Genomic DNA, 26,497 nt, shown 5'->3' on the forward strand with positions numbered 1-26,497 from the left:
AGCGCTCGCCTGCGCATGATCCCATTCGCGCTGCATTCCGAGCTGGTCGAGGCAGCATCAAATCATGGCTATCGGGGGGCGCGCGGCGAATCCGACGGCTGGCTGTTCTTCGCTTCGCAGGAAGGCGTGCCCGGAGAGGTTGCGCTGGCGGTGGCGGACGGCGGTGGCGCGTGGTTCCTCGCCGTAGAGCATGGCGGCGTGGCAGCTGAGCTCGCTGCTCCGCGTGCTGAGCCGGCACCGGGCAATTGCCACGCTGCGTTTGCCTTCGCCACGCAGGGTGAGATGCGCGCCGCGCTGCATCGTGCCTATCAACTCGCCGTCAGCCTTCCGTCGCTGCCGCTCGCCCGGTTCGAGGAGGAGGTTGCTCAGCTAGGCAACACTGAGATCGCACGGATCACGCGCCAGCGCGTCGGCCAGGACATCTTCCGCGCCGCGCTGATGCGATACTGGCCGGCCGGCTGCCCGCTTACCGGGATCACTGACCCGGCGCTGCTGCGCGGCTCCCATATCATCCCTTGGGCGGAATGCGGTAGCGATGCCGAGCGGCTCGACGTGCATAATGGCTTGCTGCTTTCGTCGCTGTGGGATGCAGCGTTCGACGCTGGGCTGGTGAGCTTTACTGACGAAGGTCGCGCATTGGTTACGGCCCGCCTCGACGCCGTGTCGCGGGCAGCGCTAGCGATCGGAACGGTGCCGACGGTTGCCTTTACCGATGGTCACCGCCTGCGTCTCGCGTGGCACCGCACGCGCTACGGGTTTTGACAGGGGCGCGCGTTACTGGTTCAAAACCGTTTGACGACTTCCGCCGCCGCATTGGCTTCTACCGGCAGCGCTTGGGCGTAACGGGCAGGCTGCGGCAGACTTTTCCAACGCAGAGCATGCATGATTCCAGCTAGATCCTGCCCACTGACGACCAGGTCCTGCGTAGGCCCAACGCGAGTGGAATGTGCGGTTACCTCGCCGCGCGAGGAACCGAGCTGCATCCTGACGAAAGGTCGCTATTGGCCAATCCAATGATCTTCAGATATCTGATCAGAATGTGAACCCAAGCAGGATCAGATATTGATCGATGAATTACGCAAAGCCCGACGGTCGGCCGGCTGGTCGCAGATCACCTTGGCGCGCCGGATCGGGGTGGAGGCGCAAACCGTCAAGAGGTTGGAGAGTAGCATCGGGTCGGTGTCGACTCTGATCGCGGTGATGACGGCACTCGACTTTAATCTCACCGGCTTGGGACCCGGCAAAACATTGCCCGAGCAGTTACGCAGTCGGCGCCGCGCACGGTCAATGACGCTGGAGGCAGTAGCGATGGAGACGGGCCTTTCGCGGACGACCATCGCCAGTCTTGAGCGGGGCGGGGGTTCCGTCGCCAGCCTGCTGCGCTTGTTGGCGGTGCTTGCGCCACGCGCTCGCCGCCGCGCGCCCGAGCGATCGTATTGGGGGCAAGGCGACAAGGCTGATCGGGATAGCCGCTTCACCCCGACCGACTTCATGGCGAGTGTTTACGCGGCCTTCGGCGAGATCGACCTCGACCCCTGTGCCCATCTCCTGAGCCCGGTTGTTGCGCATCGGCGAATTTTTCTGAATGAGGGCGGTGACGGACTTGCGGACGATTGGTCGGGCCGCGTTGCGTTCGTTAATCCGCCCTATTCCGAGCTGCTCAAATGGCTGCGCCGTGCTCACGATCAATGGCGCGCAGGCAAGGTCGAGACTGTCGTGTGCCTCATCCCGGTTCGCACCGACTCAGCCTGGTTCCACGACGTTTTGAGCACCGACGCGGAGTTTTACCTACTGCAGGGACGTGTACGATTTCTTGATTCACGGGGAAAAGGCCAGCACACGCCGTTTTCCCTTATGCTCCTGACACTTGGCGCAACGACCAAGCAGAGGAATCGATATGCCGAACTGGTGCCCGGGTTTTGGCTGGCTCGGAGTGCTGCGGCGGAGGCAGGATCGGGGACCGGCAACGCTCAGCAAGGCCGAGCGACGCCCAACCGACCTCAACTCCCTTCCCCGGCGCCTGAGGGCGGGCAGAAGCGCGCGGCGAACATGACGCAGGAGCGTCGGTTGGAGATAGCGAAGGCGCCTGCAGCCAAGCGCTGGACGAGCAAGCATAGCAGCGAGGTTTAGAACCACGGTGCTTGCAGGATTCTGCAAGCATCTTTATACGCTCTGTGTAGCAAGCATGGAGGTGAGTCGTGGCGCGTTCAGTTCAGTCGCAAGGTGGGGAAGCCCGCGCAAAATCGCTCAATACCGAGCAGCGCCGAGAGATTGCCGTTAAAGCGGCGAAAGCACGTTGGGACAAAATAAGAGACCCCAGCGTCCTGCCCGCCGCTAGCCACCGAGGACCACTTACGGTCGGGGAGATCACGGTGGACGCCTATCGCCTTAAGGATGGGCGTAGGGTCATATCGAAAAAGGGAATGGCCGACATCCTTGGCTTGAAGAGCGCTGGCGGCAATGCCTTCCTGCGCTCCATGAGCCGCCCAGGGGTCCGATCCGAAATGCCGGCCGACACGTGGCAACAGATCGAAAATCCTATATATTTTAAGATATTAGACCCCGATTCGAAAAGCGAGACGGGGAGCACTGCTGACGGGTACGAAGCGGCCACTTTGATCGATTGCTGTAAAGCCATCGTAGCAGCCCAACAGGCCAACAAGTTACACGGCGCTCAGCACTTTCTCTATGTTCGCGCAGAAGTCATCATGCGCGCTGCTGCAAAACTCGGCATTACTGCGCTCGTTGATGCAGCGGTAAATTACGTTCCAGATCATCGCAAAGGCGAATATCAAGCGCTCTTTGAGAAATTTATTCTCGATGAGTGTAGGGAATGGGAGCAGGAGTTCCCTCGCAAATATCTGGATATGATCTACAAGATATACGGCTTGAGACAAATAAGCCCCGATACGACTAGAACACCAAGGTTCTTTGGCAAGTTTACCAGAAAGTATATTTACGCTCCGCTAGCTCATAGCAAAGGAGCCCTTTTGGAGGAATTAGATAGGAAAAATCCGGTCGTCTATACAAACGGCGGCAGAAGATATAAGTTCATTCAGTTCCTCACGGAACAAATTGGGCTTCCAGCTCTGCGCCAGCATCTTTGGCAAGTCATTGGCATCGGAAGCGTCTCGAATGGAAAGGACCAGTTCAAGCGCAACTTCTATAAGGCGTTCCCCGAGGCTACACCAATCGGCCATCAGTGGGATATGCTCGATCCCGAAAACGACGCTTGAGTTAAGCATGAAAGTTCATATCAAATGCATATGGGCAAGCTCCATCTCGCCAAACGCGCACAAATCCTTGCGATGATCTGCGAAGGTTTGTCCATGCGTTCGATCAGCCGCGTTGCCGATGTATCGATCAACACGGTAACGAAATAACTGGAACACGCTGGGGAATCTTGCTTGGCGCTGGCGCGCATTGACGCGGACGCGCCCGCTCCTGCTAAGCGTGGGCCGTATAGGAAGCGGGGGCATGACCCCGCGCCGCGTTCAAGCGCATGCAGAGATGTGCTCTGAACCGGCCGCTCACCGAGGCGGAAGTAGACGCGATGCTGGTCGAGGCGGGGATGCAATACATCATCTGGCGCAGCCAAAAGCGTCTCGCTCGCGACATGTTCGACGCCATCGTGCGTCAGGCATTAATTTCAAACTGAGACACTACCATAGTTTCGGCTGGTTCCTGGATCGACCGGCCGACTTGCCGCCCTTAGGAGAGGACACCGCCAGCCCTTGTCAACTGCTGACGGCATTCACTTGAGTGAATCCGATCCAAGCTAATGCGACAGGATTGGTCGTGGGCAAATTTCCTAACTGGACATAGTCAAACCGTCGCCCGAAGACGGGCTGATGAAAAATGAGCCGTTAATGAACATGAATTTTGCGGCCGCTGCGATAGAGGGACGTCGCAACGTGCTTGAATGGCGGGATCGCCATCTGATCGCCACTGTGGTTGCGATTAATCGAGCCTGCCAAGATGCGTGGCCAATAGTTGAAGAAAAACTGAGTGCCATCACTTGGCGAAGCGTGCTGACCGAGGCGGACGCGTATGTGACGCGTGAGATCGATCCTATCATCGCGGAAGCCGTCAATCCGGCTGCGCAGCGCGTGATCATTCAAGCGCAAGATGAACTTTATCGCATCGTGGAGCACCAGCTGGCTTTAAAGGCGATCTTGGTTGGCGTGCCAGCAGATGCCGATCCGCTGGCTGGTCGCCTCGACATGGTCATCGGCCTAGCGCCCATCTTAGGCGGTATTGGGCTTGCGGCCGCTTTACCGAGCGCGGCAGTCATCTCGGGGTCGGTGGCTTTCGGGCTGATCGCCACGAGCGCGATCAGTGCGCCGATATTGCTTTCTGGTATCGCCATCGCCGGGGTGGGGATTGCCACCGGGGTGCTGCAAACAAGCCGCATTAGGGAAAATCATACTGAGCGGCTCCGGACACGTATACGCCAGCACATGAACACCGCCGTGTTTGAAACCGGACGGGAACAAGCGGATGTCTCGGTTGTGGCGCAGTTACAGGCCGTTATTCGCGCCGCTGCTGTAGCAGCGCTGGAGGGGATTGATAATGCTCACTGACGCAATTCAAATGGGGGTTCCCGACGAATGGAAAAAGGAGTTCGCGGCCGGGACAGTATATCGGGTCGGGACCTTGCTCTTCCGCAGGGGAAAGCCCGGCATCATCGCACATCTCAACGAAACAGCGGCCGTGCAGCAAGTTACGTCAGAGCTCTTCAAAGGGGTGTTATCGCAATCTGGCACTATCGCTAGCCTTGCCTCTGGTCCTCCGGGCATGGTCTTGGCAGCCCTGACCAAGTCGGCGGGGCTTGGGATGCAGGCGGTCGCGATCCGACAGGGTGAGCAGATCAAGGCTGCCTTAGGGACCTTACAATCACTCCAGATGGCATCGCTGGTCGTAAGCGGCATTGGAATAGGAGTGTCCGTAGCAGGATTTGCAATTCTTTCGCAGAAGATCGGCCGCGTGAGCGATCAAGTGAAGGCCCTTGATACCCGCCTCGAGCAAATGGCCAAAAGCATCGACGATCTCCGGCGGGAGCCTGTTCAGGAAGATTTCGACCGGTTGCGCACCGCGTGCGAGCAGATGGACGAGGCGTGGAGTTTATCAACACCTGAGCGGCAATGGCGGTCGGCGGCGCAGGAATTGCACGGTCTGCAAAATCGTTTTTCGCGACGCGTGCGGCGGATCGTGGCGGAAACAGATGAGATTGCGACTGTTGAACCCTTCGTCGAAGCTTTCGCTATGGCCGGCGCCGCCCGGGTATCGAGCCGCTTGGCAGCGGGGGATAACGAAGCTTCACTTCAGGCAAGCGAAAGCTTTGCTCGGGAGTTTCGAGAGGTCCTCGAACCAATCGGCGCCGCAGACATCTTGGCGGAGCGTCTGCGTGCCGAAGGTATTTTGCCTGGAGACGCGCGGTACGCATCAAGGGCTGAACAACTCCAAGTCGATGCAAGTGCCGTCGCTGCCTCATATCGCGACCGAGAGGCGGCTGCTAGCTCAACGCCGTTCACTCTGCGTCGTTTAGAGAAGGCTGGCATATCCGGGCGCAAATGGCTTGAGGCCGCGCGGCACGAAACGACGGAACCGCTGATGTTCTTGAATGCTGATAGTGAGGGGTGAACTTGACGCGTTTGCTTTTAATTGGCTTTTCCGGGCTCGCTATCCTTGCTTTGACCGTTACTTTTATGCGATCTGTCCGGCAAAATCGCTTAGCCAGTCGAGCGTGGCAAGCCTTGAAGCGTGCTATTGAGCGGTTCTTCACGGCGGCCTTCGGCGCCCTGATCGGGGGAGCAATCCTCTATTACATCTGTGGTTACGTAGATGATGACCTGGCCAAGGTAGCAGGAGTTGCGGGGGGGCTGTTGCTGTTCCCAATGTTGCTGGTGCAAAGATCTCGCGATGGGGCTGGCGCTGCTAACCTGATATCACGGGAAAGGATTGTTACTGTTTCAGTTGAGGGGGCCGCCCTGCATGCTGCCGAGCCGACCGCACCGAAAAGCCGCGGGTGGCTATCGCGGCCTAGTTATCAGGCTGAATTAGCAAAGTCAGACCAGCAGTTGGAAGCCGCTTGGGCGACGGCCGCTCGGGAGGCGCACTGGTTAGAGAGCGAGGTCGCGATTGCACGCAGGAGCTGTCGTGCGTTCCTAGAAACTGCCGGCGAATACGCGCTCGAAGTCGAGACCGTCGAATGGGCTGTTTTTATCCGCAAGCACGTTCCCGCACTGGTTGCTAAGTGCCTTGCGCGATGCCGGGACGGGTCAGCGGGGGAGCGGCACTCCGCTCTGGAAGCCCTCGTTGACTCTCTCCAGCAAATTGGCGCCGAGGCGGACCGCCGTCGCTCTCCTCTCCGCAAAGCACAACTCGATGCGTTCGATATCGCACGCGAGCACGTCGCCCGCCGGACTAATCGCAACTGGTTTTCGATATAGCGTTGCGCCGCGCCGCCAACTGACCGCGCCTTGATCCGAACCGCTGATGACGGAGGTGCTGCAGTTCGGCGAAGAAAAATAACATTGTTAGTCCTGAGTAAAAGCTCAGCAGGAGTAGAAGTGTAGCAGGATGGGTGGTGTATGACACCACAAGCTGCTATCGCAGACCTGCTCCGCGCCGGGGGCTTGTCGCAGGGAGCGGGAAATGTCTGACGAGCGGAACGACAGACCAAAGCGACAACCGCGTGGGAAGCGCACAGCCAGGGATGACGCAGGCAAGAAAATAGTCGTTCGGTTAAACGACGAACAATGGGGGCGGCTTGAGTTAGAGGCCGGCGGCAGGAACATTTCGGAATACGTTCGCGCGCGCCTTTTCGACGGCAATATCCCCAAGATCGATCGGCTGAGCTTGATCGGCGCGCTCCATGTCGTCGGGCGTCGCTTGCAACTACTTACCGCTCACCCCGCTACAGAATCCGCTGAGATTGCAGCTACGCTAGCGGATGTGCGGGCGGCGATCGCACGACTATCGATGAGAAAGGCTGGCGTCGAACGCCAAGCCGATAGCGACGAACTCGCGGCATGATCATTAAGAAAATTCCGGCGCGCCCCGCCGGTGGCGACGCCACAATTGAGCGCGCTGAGCACGCTCGTCGTTTGATCGATTACCTTCGTCTGCCCGAGAAACAGAGCGCCGAGAAGACCTATATGGTCGATTACATGCTGGGACAAAAACTCGGCGATACATCTGGCGAACGACTGTTCCATATCGGTGGCCGTGGTTTCGTCAGCGAAACGATTGCAGAGCAGCGGGCCGAAATGATCGCAATCGCACAGCTCGCTAATCGCAGCCCCAATCCTGTCGATCATTGGTTGTTGAGCTGGCGCGAGGGTGAATTGCCAACTGCCGAGCAGGTCGATCAGACGGTCGCCATGTTCGTTGAGCACCTCGGGGTAGCCGACCAGCCCTGCATCTACGCCTGCCACGGCGACACGCACAATCGGCATGTCCATGTTGCCCTGAACCGATACGATCCGCTGGCGGAGCGAATGATCGAAATCAACGACGGCTTTACGCTCGAAGCAGCCCATCAGGCGGTTGCGCTGATCGTCGATCGCTTTGGATGGCAGGCGGAGGCCGATGCCCGCTATGAAGCCTCAGGCAACCGAGCTATTTTAACCGCCAGCGCGAAGGCTCGCATCGAAGAAGGCCGGGAGCCGATCCGCGCGGCAGCGGCGGCTGCCGAAAATCGCACTGGCTACAGTTCTGGGCAGCGGATCGCGCAAGACGAAGCCCTGCCTCTGATTACAGCTGCAAGGTCATGGGCTGAACTCCATGCCTCGCTGGCAGCGGCAGGGATGACCTATGACCTGACCGGAACGAACGGCGTAACGATCAGCGTGAGAGAGCAGCGCGTAAAAGCGTCGAGCGTTGCCCGGAGCATTACGCGTATGCGGCTGGAAAAGCGCTTCAAGCAGACGTTCGAACCACGCGACCCCACCCTTATTGTCGCGGCACGGCCGGTAGATGACGACCGGCTGAAAGGGGCATTTCGCGCGGACGAATATCGTATTCAGTGCGAACAATGGAAAACGTTTCAGGAAGGCAAGCGGAAGGCGGCCGGGCTCCGCGCCGCCGAGGCGGCGGGGCCGACAACGCATATGGGTACAGCGCGCGCTGCTGCACTTTTGCGGGCCGAGGCGACGCCTGAGCCCTTAAAGCGGCCGCCACCCGACTTGGAAAGTTGGTATTACTGGAAGCGAGAAGGGGAGTTCGCCAAAAGGTGGCGCGACCGGAAGAACGCAGCAGAGCTGGCAGCGCTCGCGGGCGCGAAGCGTGATGGCGTGGTTTTACCGGCCGAGGTCGATGGCTTTATCGGTTACCCCTGTTCAAATGGCACCCGCTATGCGCGTGGGCCGGAGGAGCCGACGGCTTTCATCGACCGTGGCGATCGCATCGATGTCGTGTTGAGCGATGATGAAGTGGTGCTTGCTGCCTTGCGGGTCGCAATATTGAAGTTCGATGGCAAGATAGCGGTTCGGGGCGACGCCGTGGCGCGTGACCGCATCTACGCAATCGGGCAGGCTAATGGTCTCAGCCATGTGTTCACCGATGCCGACTTCATTGCACGGCACAAAACCGACTTGCGCATGTCGGCGGATGAGCATTCCGCCGGCCGGATCGCTCCACCGCCGCCCAACAGCCCTATTGTGCTGCCCGTGCGGGGGCCGCTTAAATCTGGAGACCTTCGCAACGCCGGGGCCAGCTTGCGCACGGTTGTTCACAAGCCCGACAGTGTGTTCACGCCGGATCCCGCCGAGCCGGCGTCTCAAAGCGATCCCATCAGGCCGGCGGCAAATTCGTCGGTCGGCAAGGAGGCGGTAAAAGAGCGCGGTAACGCGAGGCGGGGAAGATTGTTTGAGCAAGCAGCCGAAGTGGGGCAGAGACCCATTGTCGAAAGCAAGCGCCCTTTCGCGCCGGAGCCAGATCTCTCACCGCTACCACCGAAGCGCGGCCGCTGACACGGTGGCAGACTTCAGGGGCCGCGGACGATCTTTTGCAGTTGGTCAGGCGTAACATTGGGATTACGCGCGAGCTGGAGCGCGGCAGCGAAATACCACGACATGATGCGATCTGCGACGGCGCCCGCATCGTCGAAGTGGCGCAACTGGCTATTTGGGATCTCGAAGGAGGCAATGTGATCACGTGCAATTCGCCAAGACCGATCGAGCAATAGCGCGAAAGCTCGCTGTTCGCCATCACGCAGGCCTATATAGGCTGCAACTTGTGTCACCAGCACCGGGAGGGACGCTTCAGCGCGCAAGGGCGCCGTCGCGATCTCGAACGCCGATAGCCCAGCGTTATTGTCGGCCAGTTCGAAAGCATGGATTAGGGGCCCGAACGCTGCCTCGATCAATTTCGCGCGTAGTTTGAACATTCCGCTAAACTTCGCAGACACCGTCGATGCACCAACGTCAGCCTCCTCCGCGACATGCCGCGCGGACAGGTGGCCCATGCCATCGCGTGTCGCGATATCGCGCACGGCCTTCAGCACGCGCTTACGTGTACCATCTGGATCAGTGGAGTTAGGGCGGGCCATTGAGCAGATATAGCAACTGCACGACTGTGCACAAGCTCCGGGAGAGGTGGAACGGAGCCGCCTAGACGGCTGCTGACAAAGTTGATGCAGTGAAATGGGGCTTTTGAGCCCGGAAGGAGGAATGAAATTCGGAAGGGCTTGTCCGGACCACAAGGTCCGCGACAACGAAGCACAAGGCCTGACCTGAATGATTACCAACTATACCCGATCCACCGACGTTGCCGGCGTCTCACTGGGCTACATGTTACACGCGTTGTCTGCCAAGGGGCGCTATGCTTATGTCCGGGGAAACGAATTCCCGGACGCTGCCATCCTCGTGGAGGATCGCGGCGCCGTAATTTGCGTCACCGCCGCCCCGGCACCGAAATTGCGGGACGTCATCAATGCCTTTGCGCAAGACCTGCGCTACGATGTCGCGCTGGTGCGTATCACCGGACAAGATCGCGACTTCATCCGCCTTTCCATCGACCTCACGCTAGGTCTGTTGCCGTGTGAGCCGTGGGCGATGCACGACCTCGAATTGTGGACTGGGCGCACAGGCGACACGTGGTTTGTTCCAGAAGGATTTTGCCCGGCCATCTCGCTGACATCGGATGGCTTCAGCCTGGAACTGCTGCCGCCGTATAACACACTGGCCGAGCGTTCCGCCGGCATTCTGCGTGCCGCGGCAGATGTCGCGAGCCTCCTGCCGATGACGGAGGCGCGGTGATGGCGAAGAAGATTGTTAGCCCGCAGGGCGTCATCATCAACGCCGACCGCGAACCCGACGCGCGTAACCCCCACTCCTGGCTCGTCTTGGTCGGCGACTCGCCCGATCGGGAGGGCACCCGAATTCTCTACGGGGTATTACGACCGACCTTCAGGGGGTGGGGGAACACTGCGGCAGCCTTTGCCAAGGCAAAGGTCCAGCCGGTGCCTGATAAAGGCGGCGACCCCTGGGCCATGACCGCTACTCGTTGCGAGGTTCTGCTGCCGGGCGATTCAGATGATCGCCTGCTTTCACCCCAGGCGCTGATGGAAACACATGATCAGGAACAGCCCCCTGGCAAGCCGGTGATCCTGACCTACGTGACCATCACCTTCCCGACAGCACGGTTGCATCAGCAATATGAGCTTGTCCGCGCCTTTGCGATGTCGGCGCTGGTGCGCGCTTACGGCGTCGGCGTCCTGATGGTTCAGCACGCGCCCCATCGCGCGGCGAGCAGCAATTTGCCGCATGTTCACCTGCTGATCGGCCGTGTCGTCGGCAGCTTGGGGTTGAAGGAATACGTGCCGATACTCTGCGGCGATAAGGGGCGTGACGTAATCGTGGCGGCATTCCGCGAGTTCGAGGCAAGCTGGACGGGGTGAACGACACTTAGCCGGCACCTCAATTTGGCTCGCGACACGCGGTCAGCCATGCTCTTTTTCTAGGATATTGAAATGAATTATAACCCTGACGTGCGGCGGGCGGCGGAGATCCGCGCCCTGACCGCTACCCTTGCTATTGCTGGTCAGGCACGCTGGTCGATCGGCCGCGTCGGTCCAGTGCTCGACCTGCCTGTCGCAAACTACCTTTATGTCGATCGGGCCCAGTTATTGCTGATCCCGACGTCATCGGCGCTGCCGCGGGCGATGGCTGTCGCCGATCGTGCCATGCGACAAGCGCGCAGCGACGCGCTCATCATCCGGGCGGTCAATGGTCACCCCGACAAGATCGAACTGGCGCTGGGGCAGTGGAAGCTCACCGAGAACCAGTGGTATATGCCCATGACGCTCTGGCATCGCTCGCGCCGGCCACTTTGGCTGGTGCCGGATCCTTACCATGTTGCGGTGCGCCACGAATGTTTCGAGCTGCATGATGCCACCATGCGTTCCGCTGCAGCGCCGTGGGCCGGCCTGCATGAATATCGCGAAGGTCTCGATCAGGGAGCTGCCTGGATGTCGCGTGTCTTGGCGCCGCGCTGAATCTCGACGGGAGAGCCGGAGGATGAAGCCGAGAGGAAGTGGAGGTGGCCGTGGCCAATAAAGTTTGGGTGGAAAGGTGGTCCCCGATGCGGGGATGAAATGGAGAAGAAGACCGTGACCCTAACCACCGACCAGATCACCATCGTTCGCAAGCATACCGCAGCCGTGACCAGCATGTTGCTCGGCAGCCGCCTCCTTAAGCCGGGCACCGCAATCACCGCAGGCGACCAGCTCGACATCGCCGGACGGCTTCAGATTGCGCAGGTTGCACGCGAGGCGGACGCTGATCTCGTTCACTTGCAATTTGCCGACACGGCGGACGGGTTTTGCCTGTCCAGCATCTTCATCGTTATGGTGCGCAACGGCTTATGCTTTGGTCAACCCAGCTGCCGCTTGTATCTCAGCAAATTCGGCTCGCGCGCGGTTCTGCTGCCTCAAGCAAACGTTCGGGGGCACTTCCGCCTTGCCCCTGGCGAGATCATTCACGTCGAACGCAAGCCAGACGATGTCGAGGCTGGCATCGCTCGTGCCGAGGCTCAGGTGCGCAAGCTCGTTGCACGCGGTGTCTGCGTCGCCGGGCAGTTTGAGGTGACTGAGATCCCGCTGGCGGCATGATCACGCATTTCGCGCCCTCTCTGCCGCCGAACGCTTTGACATAGCGCCAATAGCAAACCTACGGCGCTGCAAACCGGGCTTCAATCAGTCACGATTTAAGCGTTGCCGAGTGTGCCAACGCATTGTAGCAACAGTCGCGCAGGGCATTTCCTGCACGCCAGTGATTTCAATCACTTAGCTGACTGGTTATTTGGCTGGGAACCCTGCCGCCCCAGCCAATCCACAATCAGAATATTTGCTACGCGTAGGGCTAGGCATGTGGTGTTGTTTCGCGGGGCAGCATCAGTGCCGCAGTTTCACGACACCACCGGCGAGGTGGAATCTGGGTGGTATCGGCTCACGTTTAGACCCGCGGCTGGCCACCATCCACATCGTGGCTAAAGGTGGCGGCAATCGCCTGCAGCAGGCCCAGCGACTCCCTCATGCGGCGCGACGACTCTCCCGAGTCGGCTGCTAGTTCGATCTTAACGTCACAGGCGGTGTCGATCACAGAGAGCGCCTCGTCAGGCGTCAGCGTCTTGATCTCCACCAAGGCATGCAGAATGCTTTCGGCCAGCAACAATGCCGCTTGGCCGTACGCGTCGGGTTCGAGCAATGTCGGCACGGCGGCAAGCAGCCCGCCTTGGAGTGATGCATCGTTCATTGAGGACCAATCTTAAGCAGGCGAGGACAATCATCGTCTCTCAGCCGCCGGCGCCTGGGTTCGTTTACCGACAATGATCCACGATATACCCAGGCGGTAGACAAATATTGATCCAAATCAATACTCGGTCGCGCCGCGGGAGCGTTGCCTGCGTTTGGTCATGCCTGCCCTTCGCGCCACGCGCCGGGGGCGAGATCGTCCAGTGACCATTCGCCGATGCCCCAGCGCACCAGTCGCAGCGTGGGATGGCCGACGGCGGCCGTCATGCGGCGGACTTGGCGGTTGCGGCCTTCGCGGAGCGTGAGCTTGATCCAGCCATCGGGTACGTTCTTGCGAAAACGCACTGGCGGATAGCGGGGCCACAGATCGGGGGCAGCGATGCGCTCGACCTCGGCGGGTCGCGTCATGCCATCCTTGAGCAGCACACCCTTGCACAGCTGGTCCAGCGCAACATCCGGCACATCGCCCTCGACCTGCACGAGATACGTCTTGGGCAATTTATATTTGGGATCGGCGATGCGCGCCTGCAGCCGGCCGTCATCGGTCAGCAGCAGCAGCCCCTCGCTATCGAGATCGAGCCGGCCCGCCGGGTAGACGCCGGGCACGTCGATAAATGCGGACAAGGTTGGGCGCTGCGATCCGGCCGTGCCGCGATCGGTGAACTGGCAAAGCACGCCATACGGCTTGTTGAACAGCAGGAGCGAGGCATGTCTCCTCTGCAGGTAACGGGGCCGCGTCGCGCGCGGCCCCGTTTAGTCAGGCGGCGAGCTTGCGCAGCACGTAGTGCAGGATGCCGCCGTTGAGGAAATATTCCAGCTCGTTGACGGTATCGATGCGGCACCGCGTTTCAAACGTTTCGGTCGAGCCATCGGCGCGGGTCATCGTGACGGTCACGTCCTGGCGCGGGCGGATCTCGGCGACACCGGTGATGGTGAAGCTTTCCGACCCGTCCAGCCCCAGCGTCTGGCGCGTGATGCCATCGGCGAACTGCAGTGGCAACACGCCCATGCCGACCAGGTTCGAGCGGTGGATACGCTCGAAGCTTTCGGTGATGACCGCGCGGACGCCGAGCAGGTTGGTGCCCTTGGCCGCCCAGTCACGGCTCGATCCGGTGCCATATTCCTTGCCCGCGATGACGACGAGCGGTGTGCCATCGGCCTTGAAGCGCATCGCGGCATCATAGATCGCCATCGTCTCGCCCTTGTACGACGACATGCCGCCTTCGACGCCGGGGACCATCTCGTTCTTGATGCGGATATTGGCGAAGGTGCCGCGCATCATCACGTCATGGTTGCCGCGGCGCGCGCCATAGCTGTTGAAGTCGGCGCGGCTAACCTGATGCTCCTGCAGGAACTTGCCCGCCGGCGAATCGGCCTTGATGCTGCCGGCTGGGCTGATGTGATCGGTGGTGATCGAATCGCCGAGGATCGCCAGCGGCCGCGCGTCGATAATGTCCTGCACCGGGGCAGGCGTCATCGTCATGCCGTCGAAGTATGGTGGGTTGGCGACATAGGTGCTGCCCGCGCGCCACGTATAGGTGTCCGAGCCTTCGACCTGGATCGCCTGCCATTTGCTGTCGCCCGCGTAGACGTTGCCGTAGCGGTTACGGAACATGCTGTCGTCGATGTTGGCGGTCATCACCGAGGCGATTTCGGCGTTCGACGGCCAGATGTCGCGCAGATACACGTCCTGCCCATCCGAGCCCTGTCCAAGCGGGGTCTCGACCATGTCGGTCGTGACGCTGCCCTTGATCGCATAGGCAACGACGAGCGGCGGCGAGGCGAGGAAGTTGGCGCGCACGTCGGGCGAGACGCGGCCCTCGAAGTTACGGTTGCCCGACAAGACCGAGGCGGCGACCAGATCATTCTCGTTGATGGCCGCGGAAAGCTCGGTGGCGAGCGGCCCCGAGTTGCCGATGCAGGTGGTGCAGCCATAGCCGACCAGGTTGAAGCCCATCGCGTTGAGATCGGTGGTGAGCCCGGCCTTGTCGAGGTAATCGGTAACGACCTGCGAACCCGGCGCCAGCGAGGTCTTGACCCACGGCTTGCTCTTCAGGCCGAGCGCATTGGCTTTCCGCGCGACCAGGCCAGCGGCGACCAGCACCGACGGGTTCGACGTGTTGGTGCAGCTGGTGATCGCAGCGATCACGACGTCGCCGTCGCCCAGATCATGCTCGCGGCCTTCGACTGCGACGCGCGTCGGGCGATCCTTGTTATACAGTTTGAACAGATCGCCGTTGAACACTTCGTCGACCTTCGACAGCGCGACCTTGTCCTGCGGGCGCTTGGGGCCGGCGAGCGACGGGACGACGGTGCCCATGTCGAGCTCGAGCGTGTCGGTGAACACCGGATCGACGCTGTTCTCGTCGTGCCACAGGCCCTGCGCCTTGCAATATGCCTCGACCAAAGCGACGGTTTCTTCCGAACGCGCGGTGAGGCGCAGATACTCGATCGTCTTGGCGTCGATCGGGAAGAAGCCGCAGGTTGCGCCATATTCCGGCGCCATGTTGGCAATGGTCGCGCGATCGGCGAGCGTCATCGTGTCGAGGCCGGGGCCGTAGAATTCGACGAAGCGGCCGACCACGCCCTTGGCGCGCAGCATCTGCGTGACGGTAAGCACCAGATCGGTGGCGGTGATGCCCTCGGCCATCTGGCCGGTGAGCTTGAAGCCGACCACTTCGGGGATCAGCATCGACACGGGCTGGCCGAGCATCGCGGCCTCGGCCTCGATCCCGCCGACGCCCCAGCCGAGCACGCCCATGCCGTTGACCATCGTCGTGTGGCTATCGGTGCCGACCAGCGTGTCGGGATAGGCGACCATGCGGCCATCGGCATTGTCGCCGCTGCTTTCGGCCGACCAGATGCCCTGGCCGATATATTCCAGATTGACCTGATGGCAGATGCCGGTGCCCGGCGGCACGACCTGGAAATTGTCCAGCGCCTTGCTGCCCCATTTGAGGAACTCGTAGCGCTCGAAATTGCGCTCATATTCGAGATCGACGTTATCCTCGAACGCCTTGGGGGTGCCGAATTCATCGACCATCACCGAGTGATCGATGACCAGATGGACGGGGACGAGCGGGTTGATCTTGGCCGCATCGCCGCCCAATTTGGTGATCGCATCGCGCATCGCCGCGAGATCGACCACGCAGGGCACGCCGGTGAAATCCTGCATCAGCACGCGCGCGGGGCGATACTGGATTTCGCGGTTTGAGCGCTGCTCCTGCTGCCAGTCGACGATCGCCTGCACGTCCTCAGTGGTAACGGTCTTGCCGTCCTCGAAACGCAGCAGATTCTCCAGCAGCACCTTCATCGAGAAAGGCAGGCGGCTGATATCGCCGAACTTTTCCGCCGCGGCGGCCAGGGAGTAATAATCGTATTGCTTGCCGTTCACGTCGAGCGTGGCGCGGGTGCCGAGTGTATCCTGGCCGATGGCGGTCATGGGCTGAGGGTCCTTCCCTGATGGTGCCCGGGACGGAGGCGCGGCGGGGAAGCGGGGGGCCGCATGGCGCGCGTCTGGCCGGGGCGAAATGGCTAGAGTCGGGGTGCCTTAGCAAGGGGGTGGGGCGGGGGGAAGGGGTGCGCGTCGTTCCCCGCCGCCTTACCGCGCCGGCTGCCAGACGATGCGGCGCGCGCCGACCGGTACCTGTAGTTGGCGCCCCGTGACGCGCTGGCGCGTGCCGTCGATCGTGGCGGTGCCGGGCGCGCCGGCGAACGGCCAGGCAATGAGAAAGCCCCCGGGTGGCCGGGCGCTGCCGGTCAGATCGACGCGCAACGTGCCGGCGTCGTTCCGCGCGGCAAGATCGATCGTGCCGTAGGGCGTGCGCAGCCCGCGGATCGCCGCGCCACTCCCCGCCAGCCAGCCCGCGTCGAGCCCGCCGCCGAGCACGATCGCCGCATCGTCACCGCGGACATAGGCGAACAGATCGAGCGCGGCGCGAATGAAGTCGGAGGCGACCCAGGCGTGCGGCATATCGCCGATGAAGCGAATCTCGCGCGGATCGCGACCGATCACTTCGGCCCAGCCATTCCATGCCGTCGGGCGCCGATCGGCCATATAGGCGGTGAGCAGATCATTGGCGCGGTCGCGCTGGCCCAGCCGGACCAGCGCGGAGACGTTGCGCAGTTCGTATGGCGTATAATCGGGCCATGTCGCGCCCGGCGCGGCGCGCGCCATCACGCGCGCATATTGCTTGGCGAATGTATTGCTCAGCAATGTCCGGTCGAGCCTTGCGCCTTCGCCCGCCGGGTCCAGTGCTATCGTTGTCGAGGTGGCGTCGAAATCGCCCAGGCTGGCCGCGCCGGGGATGAAATCGATCCCGAAGCGCTTGGTCGAGGCCATGATCGCGGCATGGATATTGGCGGCAAACTGGTCGCGTTGGCCGGTGATTTGGGCGCGTTCGGGGCGGCTCAGCACGCCCGCGGCAAAGACCGCGTCTTTATAGCCGGTCAGGCCCCAGAAATCGTCCCACAGGCTGTATTGCGCCTCGGCGGAATAGGCTTCGTGGCTGATCGATGCGGGTAGCAGCCCGTAAAGGTGGCGCCGTTCGGGCGTCAGATTGGCGGCGCTGCGCTCGGATTGGCGCTGCGCTTCCATATAACGACGTGCGGCATCGAGCCTGGGCCAGTCGCGCGCCAGCGCGGCGCGGTCGCCCGTGAAGCGGTACAGCTGCGTGACGAGATGGATATACTCGCCCTGGCTGTCATTTTCCGGCACCGGATCGGGCCCGCGGGCGTCGACGCAGCACGGCACCTTGCCGTTGGCGAACAGCTTGGTGCCATACCAATCGGCAAAGGCGCGCACTGGCGCTGGCTGCCCCAGCCTGAGCAACGTATCGCCCATCATCGCGCCGTCGCGGATCCAACTTCGATCATAAGATCGTGTGCCAGGTTTCAGCGCCGGCCCGTCGCGGCTCATCAGGATATGCGCCAGCGCAGTCTTGAGCGTGTCGGCCACCGCTTGTTTGGGCGGGGGCGCGGTGATCGTCACGGTGCCCAGCGTGCGCCGCCAATAGGCCGCCGCTTGCTGCTCCGCAGCGTCGAACGCGGCGCGCGCCAGCGGCGCGGTACCTCCGATCACCATCGGCACGTCGAGCGTCTCGCCGGGCGCCAGCCTTGCGCTCCAATCGAGCGTGGCGGAGGCGAGCAGCGTAGGATCGTCGACCGAACGGGCGCCGCTGCTGGCGGGAACGAGCGCGCCCTGGTCGAACGGTCGGGCGGCGACATGCATGGGCGTGATGACAGGAAACAGCGCCCGCGTGATGGCGGGATCGCCGGCAATCTCGGGCGGCGTGGTTACCGCCAGGCGTGTGTCATCCCAAGCGATGCGTGAAATCGGGCTGACGCCGCCTTGCTGGCTGAGAAATTGCGCCACGGGATTGACCTGAAACGGCCGCACGCCGAGCGCGAGCCGCACCATGCGGGGCCGGGCGCTGGTATTGGTCAGCCGCCACCGCGCCAGCAGCCGGGGCGAGGCCGGGCCAGCGGCAAGCGTGGTGCGCAAGGTCCAGCCGTCGCCGCGCCATTCGACACCCGGCATCGGCAGATACCCATCGCGTAATGATTGCGTCGGTGTGACGTCGGCCCAGGAAAAGCTGCTGCCATCGACGCTGACAAACGGCTCGATCGAAAAACCGCCCTTGGCCACCTCGATTGCGCCATCCTCCCCGATCAACCCGGAGGCAGCGCCCCCGTCGCTGGCCACCAAGGTCCAATAGGATTGCTCGCTGAACCCGCGCGGATAGCTGCCGCGCGGTGCGGCCTTGGCAAGCGCGGTGATCATCGCATTGGGCGTGGCGCCCCAGGCGCTCGGCATCAGTTCGATCCCGCCAAGCTCCGGTCGTCCGGCTGCGGTCAGGCGCACATAGCGCGTGGCCAGATCGGGCAGCGCGATCGGATCCGTCCCGCCGTCGCCCGCGGCTACGGTGCGCAGCGTGCGCCAGCGCCGGCCATCATCCGAGGCGTCGATCGTGTAGCGCGAAGCAAAGCGTTGCCCCCAGCGCAGCATCAGCCCGCCAAGATCGCGCGCGCCGCCGAAGTCGATCGTCAGCGGGCGGGTGAGCGTGCGGCGCGCCTCCAGCGCCCGACCGTCGCTGGCGCGCGGCGCCGGCAGCGGCATGGGCGGGGGCAGGGCGGTAAATACCGGCTCGGCAAATTCGATCTGGCCGGCGCCGCCATCGCGCCCGCGTACCAGCACGATCTCCATCGTTGCCGTCCGGCGCAGCGTCTTGTCGGTCGTCGGCCCCCAGGCGAAGCTGATATCACGCGGACGGATCTCGATCGTCTGCCATTCGGCCGAGGGGCGGAAGTTGCGCCGTTGCGCCCACCACACATTCTTGCCTGTCGCATCGCTGAACTTGATCTGCAGATCGTTGACGCCGCCGCTGCCCCGCACCTGCAAGCGCAGCACGAAGTTCGCCGGCCAATCACGCGCAAGTGTCCGCCGCGCGACGGCATAGCCCGACACCGCGGCGAAATCATAACCGAGCCGGATGCTGTCATCCCGCACGACGACCTGCGCCGTCACCCCGTCCGAGGCCGATCCGGCCCACTGCGCGGCCAGCGCCAGGGCGAGCGCCAGCATCACGCCAGCCAGCCGCCGCTAAAGCCTGCGCGCTGCAGCCCGCGACGCAGATGCGCGTTGCCGCGCATCGTCCGCCAGATCAGCCCGGTACGATGATTCTCGATCCCGCCGACGATCGGCCCCTGATCGATGCCAAGATAATCGCCGGCGACCCAGCCGATCCCGGGCACGATCTTGCCATGGCGCAGCGGCGCGGCGGGATCGGTCAGCGTCGGGTTGAACGAATCCAGAAAGCCGTATTGGCCGTATATGCCGCGTCCATAACGGCGATGCATCGCCGCGGCCGTCGGCACGACGATTTCGGGCGCAAAGGCGATCGAGCCCAAGGCGGCGGTCGGCGCGATCGTGCCATCGTCGCGGTCACCGGGCCCGCGCGCCGAATAGGAGTAGAATTGCCGCGTGCGGCCGCCGACCGCCATGGCGAAATCGCCCGGACCGTCGCATGCGGTCAGCCCCCAGCAATCCGCGGCATAGCCTTTCCAACCGCCCTTGTTGGCGATGGCATAGGCCTGCTGTGCATAGGTCGCGCGGCGGCTATTCTCGAAATAGTCGATGCCCTTGGCGGCGATATAGGAATCGCGGATGCCACGGAAATCGATCCACATCTGGCTGTATTGATGCCCGAACAACGGCGGGAAACGCAGATAGGAGCGCGCGCCTTGCGCTTCCCAGCTCGGTTCGAACCGTGCCGACCACGCCTCCCAGGTGCCATCGGACAGCGCATGCGTGGGCGAGCCTAGCCCCAGGATATAGAGCAGCATGCCCTCGTTATAGATATCCCAGTCGGAGCTGATGAAGCCGCTCTCCGGGTGCCAGCCCATCGACAGCAACGGCGCGTTGCGCACCGCCCAGCGCCAATCGACCGCGCGATATAGTTGCTCGGCCAGGCCGCGGATCTCGCGCTCCTCCGGATCATCGCGGTCATACCAGCTCTGCGCGAACAATATGCCCGCCATCAGCAAGGCGGTGTCGACGGTCGACAGCTCCGTCCGTCCGAAGCGCGTGCCCGTACGCGGATCGAGGAAATGGTAGAAGAAGCCCTTGTGCCCGCTCGTGCCGCTGGCTGCCGCGCCCTGCGGTGCCGCGGCGAAGAAGCGCAATGTCGCCAGCGTGCGGGCGCGCGCCGCGGCGCGAGTGATCCAGCCATGCGCCACCCCGATCGGATAGCTGGTCAGCGCGAAGCCCACTGCCGCGATCGAGGCGAAGGACGGCGTTGGCCAGCGATCCGGCACCAGGCCAGTGATGGGATCGGTCGTTTCCCAGAAGAACCGAAAGCTGCGCTGCTGCACATCATCGATCAAGCGCTCGGCGGCGGTGCGGCGGGCGGCTTTGGGCACGGCGGAGGCGGGGGCGGCGATGCCGGCGGCCGCGAGCGTCGCGGTGCCGAGGAATTGACGTCGATCGATCAACATAAGCTCATGCAACAATGCCGGAGCGGCGGCACGCCGCCGCTCCGGGGGGGAGGAAGGATTAGAAGCGATAACCGATGCGGAACTGGACGCGCCGCGGCAGCGTCAACAGATCGCGACCGATATCCGCGCGGTCGAGCGGATCCACGATCTGCCCCGTGGCCGGATTGATCTGGTTGTTGAAGAAGTCATCGAACCCGGAGAAGTTCTTGTTGTTGAACGCGTTGAGCAGGTCGACGGCCACTTCGGCCTCGCCGCCCAGAATGCGCACCGTGTTTTTGAGAGTGAGGTTGACCTCGCAGAATGCGAAGACGCCCCCGATGCAGTTCTTTTCCGGATAGGATGCGCCGAAGGTGTTCTGCCCCGAGGTCGCGCCGGTAGTGCCATCGGTGACGCGGAACGCCTGCCCGCTGCCGAGCGTGCTCAGCGTCGAGAACTGGAAGCCAAGCGGCAGATCAACGATGCCTGACAGCACCAGGCGATGCCGTTCATCGCCATTGCGCGGGCGCCAGCCATATTGATCCGGCGTCGGCGCATCGAGGCTGAACAGATCGCCGCCATTCTGCTCGCCCTTGGACAGCGTATAGGCGACGTTGACGCCCCAGCCGCTGCTCTTGTTGTAGGGCTTGTCGGCCGTAACGAACAACGCCTTGTACCGCGTATCGAGCCCGTCGAACCCGATGAGCGCGTTGGCGTAGCCGAAGGGCGTGAGCGGCGCGGTGTCGCAGCATGGCCCCTGGCCGCCATTGCGCCGCGTGGCGAACAGGTTGGTATAGCCGTTGCGCCCGCGCTGATACGAACCGGTGACCGACAGCTGCACCGGGCCAAGCTGCTGGCGCACGCCCAGGCTGACCTGATCGTTCACCGGCGGCTTGGTATCGTTCTTCACCGCGAACAATTCCGGCTGGCCGCTGGTCGAGGTAGCGCGCAGCGCGAGCAACCCGTCCCGAGTCAGATAGCGCGGATCCCACATCGTGGTGGCCAGACCGTTGCGCGGCTGCCCATCGCGCGAAAAACGAAACACGCCGATCGGGTTGATCGTGCGCGATTGCTCGTCGATCGTATTGTTGAAATTGTTGCGATCGTAATAGCGCCCGAACCCGCCGAAGATCACGGTCTGCTCGTCGTCATTGACGTCGAACGAGAAGCCGACGCGCGGCGCGAACGCTCCGGCGAAGGGTTTGCGGTTCTTGCCTGTGCTGATGTAATCCTCGGGATCGAAATAGGCCGTGCGCGGCAGCGCGCGCAGCGCCGCTGCGGCGTTGGCGTCGGTCCTGAACTCGTTATTGTTGCCGTTGGTCTCGTAATCCCAGCGCAGCCCGAGATTGAGCTGTAGCTTGTCGGTCACATCCCAATCGTCCTGGATGTAGAAGCCCAGCTGCGTGTTCGATCCACGCACCGTGCCGTTGCCCAGGCCCAGCCGTGCTTCGGCGGGAAAGCTGAAATCGGTGTCGTTACCGAGATTGGTGTTGGGGTTTTCCACCGTGTCGATGCGGAATGTGTAGCCCGGCTGGATAAACGACAGGTTGGAGAATTCGATATCGGTGATTTCGACGCGCCCACCAAACTTGATCGCGTGTCGCTCAAGCCCGGTATAGGTGAAATCGTCGCGTAATGTGTAGCTCTGCTGCAGTTCCTTGCGCGTTGAATCACGACCGCCGATCAGAATGACCGTATCGTAATTGAAGCTCGGGCTGTTGGGATTGAGCGACGTCGGGTTAAATAGGTAATTGAGGTAATTGATATTCACCTCGTTGATGAAATTATCTCCACGATACGTCCATTTGGCGAGATAGGTATCCACGACGTTGACCTTGTTCTCTGCGAACTCGTACGACGTGTTGCCGCCGAATCCCTGAACGTCCGTCTCTTCGCGGCGGCTGTACGACAGATCGAAGGTCTGCCGCTCGTCAGGCGTGAAGGTCAGTTTGCCGAAGTAGAAATCGCCGCGGAATGGGCTGACGAAATTTCCTTCGAATTCGCTCAGCCGACGCCCTGAAGCGGCCTCGAAGGCTGCGACATTGGTGGCCGAGCCACTCGAATCGACGATGAATGCACGATCCTGATCATTGCCTTCATAGGTGGCGAAGAAGAACAATTTGTCCTTGATGATCGGCCCGCCCAGCGCGATGCCATATTGCTTGCGCTCGAATGCCGGCTTCGCGCGGTTGTTGCGCTTGTCGAGGAAGCTGCGTTCGGTCAGGCTGCGATCGGTATATTGGCCGAACACCTCGCCGTGGAATTCGTTGGTGCCCGTTTTGGTCACCGCGGTGATGATCGCCGAGCCCGCCTGCTCATATTCCGCCTTGTAGTTCTGCGTCAGCACGCGGAATTCCTGGACGGCGAGCTGGCCGAACGGATTGCCACGGCTGTTCTGCTGCCCGGCGATGCCGCCCTCGCGCAGCTTGTTCTTCAGGCTGACGCCATCGATGAAGACGTTGACCTGGCTGGCGGTCGAGCCGCCCGACTGGATGCCCTTGTCAGTTTCGCTATCATTGTAACGCACGCCCGGTGCCAGCGCGGCGAAGCTCAGGAAGTTGCGATCGGTCTGCGGCAGCGTGCGCAATTGCTGCTGCGACACGTTGGTGGCGATTTCGCTGGTGCGCGTTTCGATCAGCCGGTTGGCGGTGACGACGATGTCGTCGCCCCCCCCGGCATCTGGCTCCGCCGCCGCATCGCCGGCCGCCGCCGCGGTATCGGTCGCGCCGAGCACGAGGTTCAAGGTCAAGGCCTGGCCGATCGATATGGCCACTTTCTGGCTGACCGTGCGGCCGTCGGCCGCAGTGGCCGTCACCGTATATTGTGCCGGGCGCAGGCCATTAAGCGTGAAGTTGCCCGCCGCGTCCGCTTGCGCGCGCACCGTCTGGTTGGTCCCGGCATTCACGGCGGTGACAACGGCACCGCCGATGCCCGCGCCGCTGGCATCGCGCACCTGGCCGCGCGCGGATGCGGTAGTGGTCTGCGCAGCAGCCGGCGCGATGGCGATGGCGCCGCTGGCGAGCATCGTCGCGCTCGCGAGCGCGAGCTTCATGGTCCTGGTCATTGGTAGTCCCCTGTGGTCTGCCCCTTGTTGAGGCTTGGATGATGGCCGGTGTGGCGTAGGAAGCGCGCGGATCGGGTCGGGCCGAGTGCCGAACAAACCCCGTCGGATTGCTTCAGCGGGCGTGCCGCCGACACTGCGGCGTCGCGGACGGCGTGTTGAACCGTGGCGTGCGGCATCCTCCTCGTCCCTATGTCGTTGCGATCGCGCCGCCCGGTTGGCTGCCGGGTCATTTCGCTTGATACGAACCGTTACCGGAACCTACAACGCCATTCAAATGGATTATTGATAGATATTAGGACCGTTAGATGAGCACTTTGGGTGACGATCAGCGACACGTATCAAGACGTGCCATGCTGCTTGGCGCTGGCGCGGCGGTGGCCTGGGCGGCCTCGCCGGCACGCGCGTTGCTGGCGCAGATCGCACCGGCGCCGCTGCCCCGCAACGTGGAGGCACTGCTCGCGCAGCTGACCCCGGCGGAAAAGGCCGGGCAGCTCACCCTGATGGCCGCCGCCTGGGCAGGCGGCGCGGCGACCGCGCTCAACCCGGCGGGGGCCGCGGCCAATTTCGACGGCCAGTTGGACGAGGTGCGGCGCGGTCGGCTGACCGGCGTGTTCAACGGCAATGGCGTGGCCATGGCCAAGCGCATGCAGACCGTTGCCATGACCGAGGCGCCGCGCAACATCCCGTTGCTGTTCGCTGCGGACATCATCCACGGCTTCCGCACCGTCTTCCCCGTGCCGCTTGCCGAGGCGGGCAGCTTCGATCCTGATCTCGCCCGGCGCACCGCGCGTGCCGCGGGCGCCGAGGCGGCGGCCTCGGGGATCGACTGGACGTTTGCGCCGATGGTCGACATTGCGCGCGATCAGCGCTGGGGCCGCGGCGTCGAGGGCGCGGGGGAGGATGTGCTGCTCAGCCGGCTGATGGCCACCGCACGGGTGCAGGGTTTCCAGGGCACGCGCGGCCTGGCGGCGCGCGATGCCGTGGCCGCCTGCGCCAAGCATTTCGCCGCTTATGGCGCGGGCGAGGGCGGGCTCGATTACAATACCGTGGACATTTCCGAACGCACGCTGCGCGAGATCTATTTCCCGCCGTTTCAGGCGGCACTGGCCGCCGGCGTGCCCACCGTGATGGCCTCGTTCAACGAGATTGCCGGCGTTCCCGCCACCGCCAATCCGTGGCTGCTGCGCGAAGTGCTGCACGATGAATGGCAGTTCGGCGGGCTGGTGGTGTCCGATTATACCGGCGACGAGGAGCTGATCGCGCACGGCTTCGCCGCCGACGCGCGCGAGGCGACCCGGCTCGCCTTCCTCGCCGGCGTCGATATGAGCATGCAATCGGGCTTCTATATCAAGCACCTGCCCGATCTGGTGGCGGCGGGCGAGGTGCCGATGGCGCGGCTCGATCAGGCGGTGCGCCGCGTGCTCGCGCTCAAGGTCGCGCTTGGCCTGTTCGATGATCCGTTCCGGCGCATCGATGCGCGGCGCGAAAAGACCCAGGTCCGCACCAAAACCACGCTCGCGCTGGCGCGCGAAGCCGCCACCAAGTCGATCGTGATGCTCAAGAATGATGGTGATCTGCTGCCGCTGCCGCGCGCGGGGCAGCGCATCGCGCTGATCGGGCCGTTTGCGCAGGGGCAGCACGATCTGATCGGCCCGTGGAACGTCTATGGCACGGATGCCGAAGCGGTCGATCTGCTCTCTGGCGTGCGCGAGGCGGTGAAGGACGCCGCCCTCGTTACCGTGGTGGAGGGGGCGGGCATCGACGCGCCCTTGCCCGGCGGAATCGACGCCGCTGTGGCGGCGGCGCGCGCGGCCGATATCGTCGTGCTGGCGATCGGCGAAAGCCAGCGTATGTCGGGCGAAGCGCAGAGCCGCAGCGATATCGTCATTCCCGCGGCGCAGCAGGCGCTGGTCGCCGCGGTGGTGGCAACGGGCAAACCGGTGGTGGTATTGTTGAGCACGGGACGGGGCTTGGCGCTGTCCGGGGCGGTGCTGGGTGCACCGGCGATCCTGGTCACCTGGTTCCTCGGCTCCGAGGCAGGTCGCGCGATTGCCGATGTCCTGTTCGGCGTCGTGGCGCCGTCCGCACGGCTACCGGTCAGTTTCCCGCACGCCACCGGGCAGCAGCCGTATCATTATGGGCATAAGAATACCGGCCGGCCCAATGGGCCAGGGCCGCTCGCCGAATATAAGGCGCATTATCGGGAATTCCCCAATGACGCGTTGTTCCCCTTCGGTCATGGCCTGACCTACGGCAAGATCACCTATTCCGCGCTCGATCTCGGCGGCGGCGTCCTGGCGGCGGATGGCACGCTGACCGTGTCGGCGACCGTCACCAATAGCGGCACGCACGCGGCGGAAGAGGTTGTCCAGCTCTATGTGCGCGATGTCGCCGCCAGCATTACTCGCCCGGTGCGCGAACTGAAGGCGTTTCGCAAAATCGCCCTAACGCCCGGTCAAAGTACCGTCGTGACGTTCACCATCCGGCGCTCCGACTTGCTGTTCGTCGGGGTCGCGCTGAAGCCAACCGTAGAGCCGGGCCGCTTCCGCGTGTGGATCGCGCCGTCCGCGCAGGCCGAGGGGGTGTCCGGCGACTTTACGTTGGCCTGAGCCCGCGTCGCCCCTGTCGACTAACCCAGGTTACTAACAAAAGCCCTGGTTGTGTCGCATCGGCAACGACTTCGCGGCCGTGCGTCCGTTGTAGTG

Annotated in this window: 20 protein-coding genes and 1 pseudogene; 14 read left to right on the forward strand and 7 right to left on the reverse strand. The window is 62.8% G+C overall.

The features are described 5' to 3' along the window. Positions 1 to 15: 15 nt before the first annotated feature. The 9 genes and pseudogenes from ABC969_RS09975 (at position 16) to ABC969_RS10010 (ending at position 8,975) form a co-directional block, all read left to right on the forward strand. Positions 16 to 762 carry an HNH endonuclease gene (locus tag ABC969_RS09975; RefSeq protein WP_345864538.1) on the forward strand — a complete coding sequence of 249 codons (747 nt, stop codon included), beginning with the start codon at positions 16 to 18 and terminating at the stop codon, positions 760 to 762. A 300-nt stretch (positions 763 to 1,062) separates the two neighbouring features. Beyond that, complete coding sequence (locus ABC969_RS09980; protein WP_345864539.1) at positions 1,063 to 2,130, forward strand: DNA N-6-adenine-methyltransferase; 1,068 nt, start codon at positions 1,063 to 1,065, stop codon at positions 2,128 to 2,130. A 68-nt stretch (positions 2,131 to 2,198) separates the two neighbouring features. After that, the gene (locus ABC969_RS09985; RefSeq protein WP_345864540.1) at positions 2,199 to 3,236 is read left to right on the forward strand and encodes a P63C domain-containing protein; all 1,038 of its coding nucleotides are present in this window, start codon (positions 2,199 to 2,201) and stop codon (positions 3,234 to 3,236) included. Between the two features lie 30 nt (positions 3,237 to 3,266). Beyond that, positions 3,267 to 3,380: pseudogene (locus ABC969_RS16490) on the forward strand (IS1 family transposase); the annotation flags it as partial. Positions 3,381 to 3,851: 471 nt separating this feature from the next. Continuing rightward, a complete protein-coding gene (locus ABC969_RS09990) occupies positions 3,852 to 4,583 on the forward strand; it encodes a hypothetical protein (RefSeq protein WP_345864542.1) in 732 nt (243 codons plus the stop codon). Beyond that, positions 4,573 to 5,643 carry a hypothetical protein gene (locus ABC969_RS09995; protein WP_345864543.1) on the forward strand — a complete coding sequence of 357 codons (1,071 nt, stop codon included), beginning with the start codon at positions 4,573 to 4,575 and terminating at the stop codon, positions 5,641 to 5,643. The genes ABC969_RS09990 and ABC969_RS09995 overlap by 11 nt, the downstream gene beginning before the upstream one ends. A 2-nt stretch (positions 5,644 to 5,645) precedes the next feature. Further along, entirely contained in the window at positions 5,646 to 6,452 is an 807-nt protein-coding gene (locus tag ABC969_RS10000) for a hypothetical protein (RefSeq protein ID WP_345864544.1), read from the forward strand. Between the two features lie 205 nt (positions 6,453 to 6,657). Beyond that, complete coding sequence (locus tag ABC969_RS10005; protein ID WP_345864546.1) at positions 6,658 to 7,038, forward strand: hypothetical protein; 381 nt, start codon at positions 6,658 to 6,660, stop codon at positions 7,036 to 7,038. Beyond that, on the forward strand, positions 7,035 to 8,975 hold the full coding sequence (locus ABC969_RS10010; protein ID WP_345864548.1) for a relaxase/mobilization nuclease domain-containing protein: 1,941 nt from the start codon (positions 7,035 to 7,037) through the stop codon (positions 8,973 to 8,975). Before ABC969_RS10005 ends, ABC969_RS10010 begins: the two co-directional genes overlap by 4 nt. A gap of 14 nt (positions 8,976 to 8,989) precedes the next feature. On the opposite strand, the gene ABC969_RS10015 is transcribed toward ABC969_RS10010, so the two are convergent. Next, positions 8,990 to 9,508: a hypothetical protein gene (locus ABC969_RS10015; protein ID WP_345864549.1), complete on the reverse strand. Its 519-nt coding sequence runs from the start codon at positions 9,506 to 9,508 to the stop codon at positions 8,990 to 8,992. A gap of 232 nt (positions 9,509 to 9,740) precedes the next feature. Here ABC969_RS10015 and ABC969_RS10020 point away from each other — a divergent pair, with 232 nt between their 5' ends. The 4 genes from ABC969_RS10020 (at position 9,741) to ABC969_RS10035 (ending at position 12,115) form a co-directional block, all read left to right on the forward strand. Next, complete coding sequence (locus tag ABC969_RS10020; protein WP_345864551.1) at positions 9,741 to 10,262, forward strand: hypothetical protein; 522 nt, start codon at positions 9,741 to 9,743, stop codon at positions 10,260 to 10,262. Continuing rightward, positions 10,262 to 10,903 (forward strand): hypothetical protein, encoded by a 642-nt coding sequence (locus ABC969_RS10025; protein WP_345864553.1) that lies wholly within the window; start codon positions 10,262 to 10,264, stop codon positions 10,901 to 10,903. The genes ABC969_RS10020 and ABC969_RS10025 overlap by 1 nt, the downstream gene beginning before the upstream one ends. 72 nt (positions 10,904 to 10,975) lie before the next feature. Next, positions 10,976 to 11,500 carry a hypothetical protein gene (locus ABC969_RS10030; protein ID WP_345864554.1) on the forward strand — a complete coding sequence of 175 codons (525 nt, stop codon included), beginning with the start codon at positions 10,976 to 10,978 and terminating at the stop codon, positions 11,498 to 11,500. Between the two features lie 99 nt (positions 11,501 to 11,599). Further along, positions 11,600 to 12,115, forward strand: coding sequence for a hypothetical protein (locus ABC969_RS10035; RefSeq protein ID WP_345864555.1), 516 nt, complete (start codon positions 11,600 to 11,602; stop codon positions 12,113 to 12,115). A 343-nt stretch (positions 12,116 to 12,458) separates the two neighbouring features. Here the strand turns inward: ABC969_RS10035 and ABC969_RS10040 are convergent, their stop codons facing one another. The 6 genes from ABC969_RS10040 to ABC969_RS10065 form a co-directional block, all read right to left on the reverse strand. Beyond that, on the reverse strand, positions 12,459 to 12,758 hold the full coding sequence (locus ABC969_RS10040; protein ID WP_345864556.1) for a hypothetical protein: 300 nt from the start codon (positions 12,756 to 12,758) through the stop codon (positions 12,459 to 12,461). A gap of 158 nt (positions 12,759 to 12,916) precedes the next feature. Next, a complete protein-coding gene (locus ABC969_RS10045; RefSeq protein ID WP_345864641.1) occupies positions 12,917 to 13,480 on the reverse strand; it encodes a pseudouridine synthase in 564 nt (187 codons plus the stop codon). Between the two features lie 34 nt (positions 13,481 to 13,514). Beyond that, a complete protein-coding gene (gene acnA, locus ABC969_RS10050) occupies positions 13,515 to 16,199 on the reverse strand; it encodes an aconitate hydratase AcnA (RefSeq protein ID WP_345864557.1) in 2,685 nt (894 codons plus the stop codon). A 159-nt stretch (positions 16,200 to 16,358) separates the two neighbouring features. Further along, the gene (locus ABC969_RS10055) at positions 16,359 to 19,340 is read right to left on the reverse strand and encodes a discoidin domain-containing protein (protein ID WP_345864559.1); all 2,982 of its coding nucleotides are present in this window, start codon (positions 19,338 to 19,340) and stop codon (positions 16,359 to 16,361) included. Further along, a complete protein-coding gene (locus tag ABC969_RS10060) occupies positions 19,340 to 20,749 on the reverse strand; it encodes a glucoamylase family protein (RefSeq protein ID WP_345864561.1) in 1,410 nt (469 codons plus the stop codon). Before ABC969_RS10060 ends, ABC969_RS10055 begins: the two co-directional genes overlap by 1 nt. 61 nt (positions 20,750 to 20,810) lie before the next feature. Next, positions 20,811 to 23,792: a TonB-dependent receptor gene (locus ABC969_RS10065; RefSeq protein WP_345864563.1), complete on the reverse strand. Its 2,982-nt coding sequence runs from the start codon at positions 23,790 to 23,792 to the stop codon at positions 20,811 to 20,813. Between the two features lie 350 nt (positions 23,793 to 24,142). On the opposite strand from ABC969_RS10065, the gene ABC969_RS10070 reads away from it, so the two are divergent. Continuing rightward, a complete protein-coding gene (locus ABC969_RS10070) occupies positions 24,143 to 26,401 on the forward strand; it encodes a glycoside hydrolase family 3 N-terminal domain-containing protein (RefSeq protein WP_345864565.1) in 2,259 nt (752 codons plus the stop codon). The last annotated feature ends 96 nt before the right edge of the window (positions 26,402 to 26,497 follow it).

This window comes from Sphingomonas qilianensis (assembly GCF_039614825.1).
GTDB lineage: Bacteria > Pseudomonadota > Alphaproteobacteria > Sphingomonadales > Sphingomonadaceae > Sphingomonas > Sphingomonas qilianensis.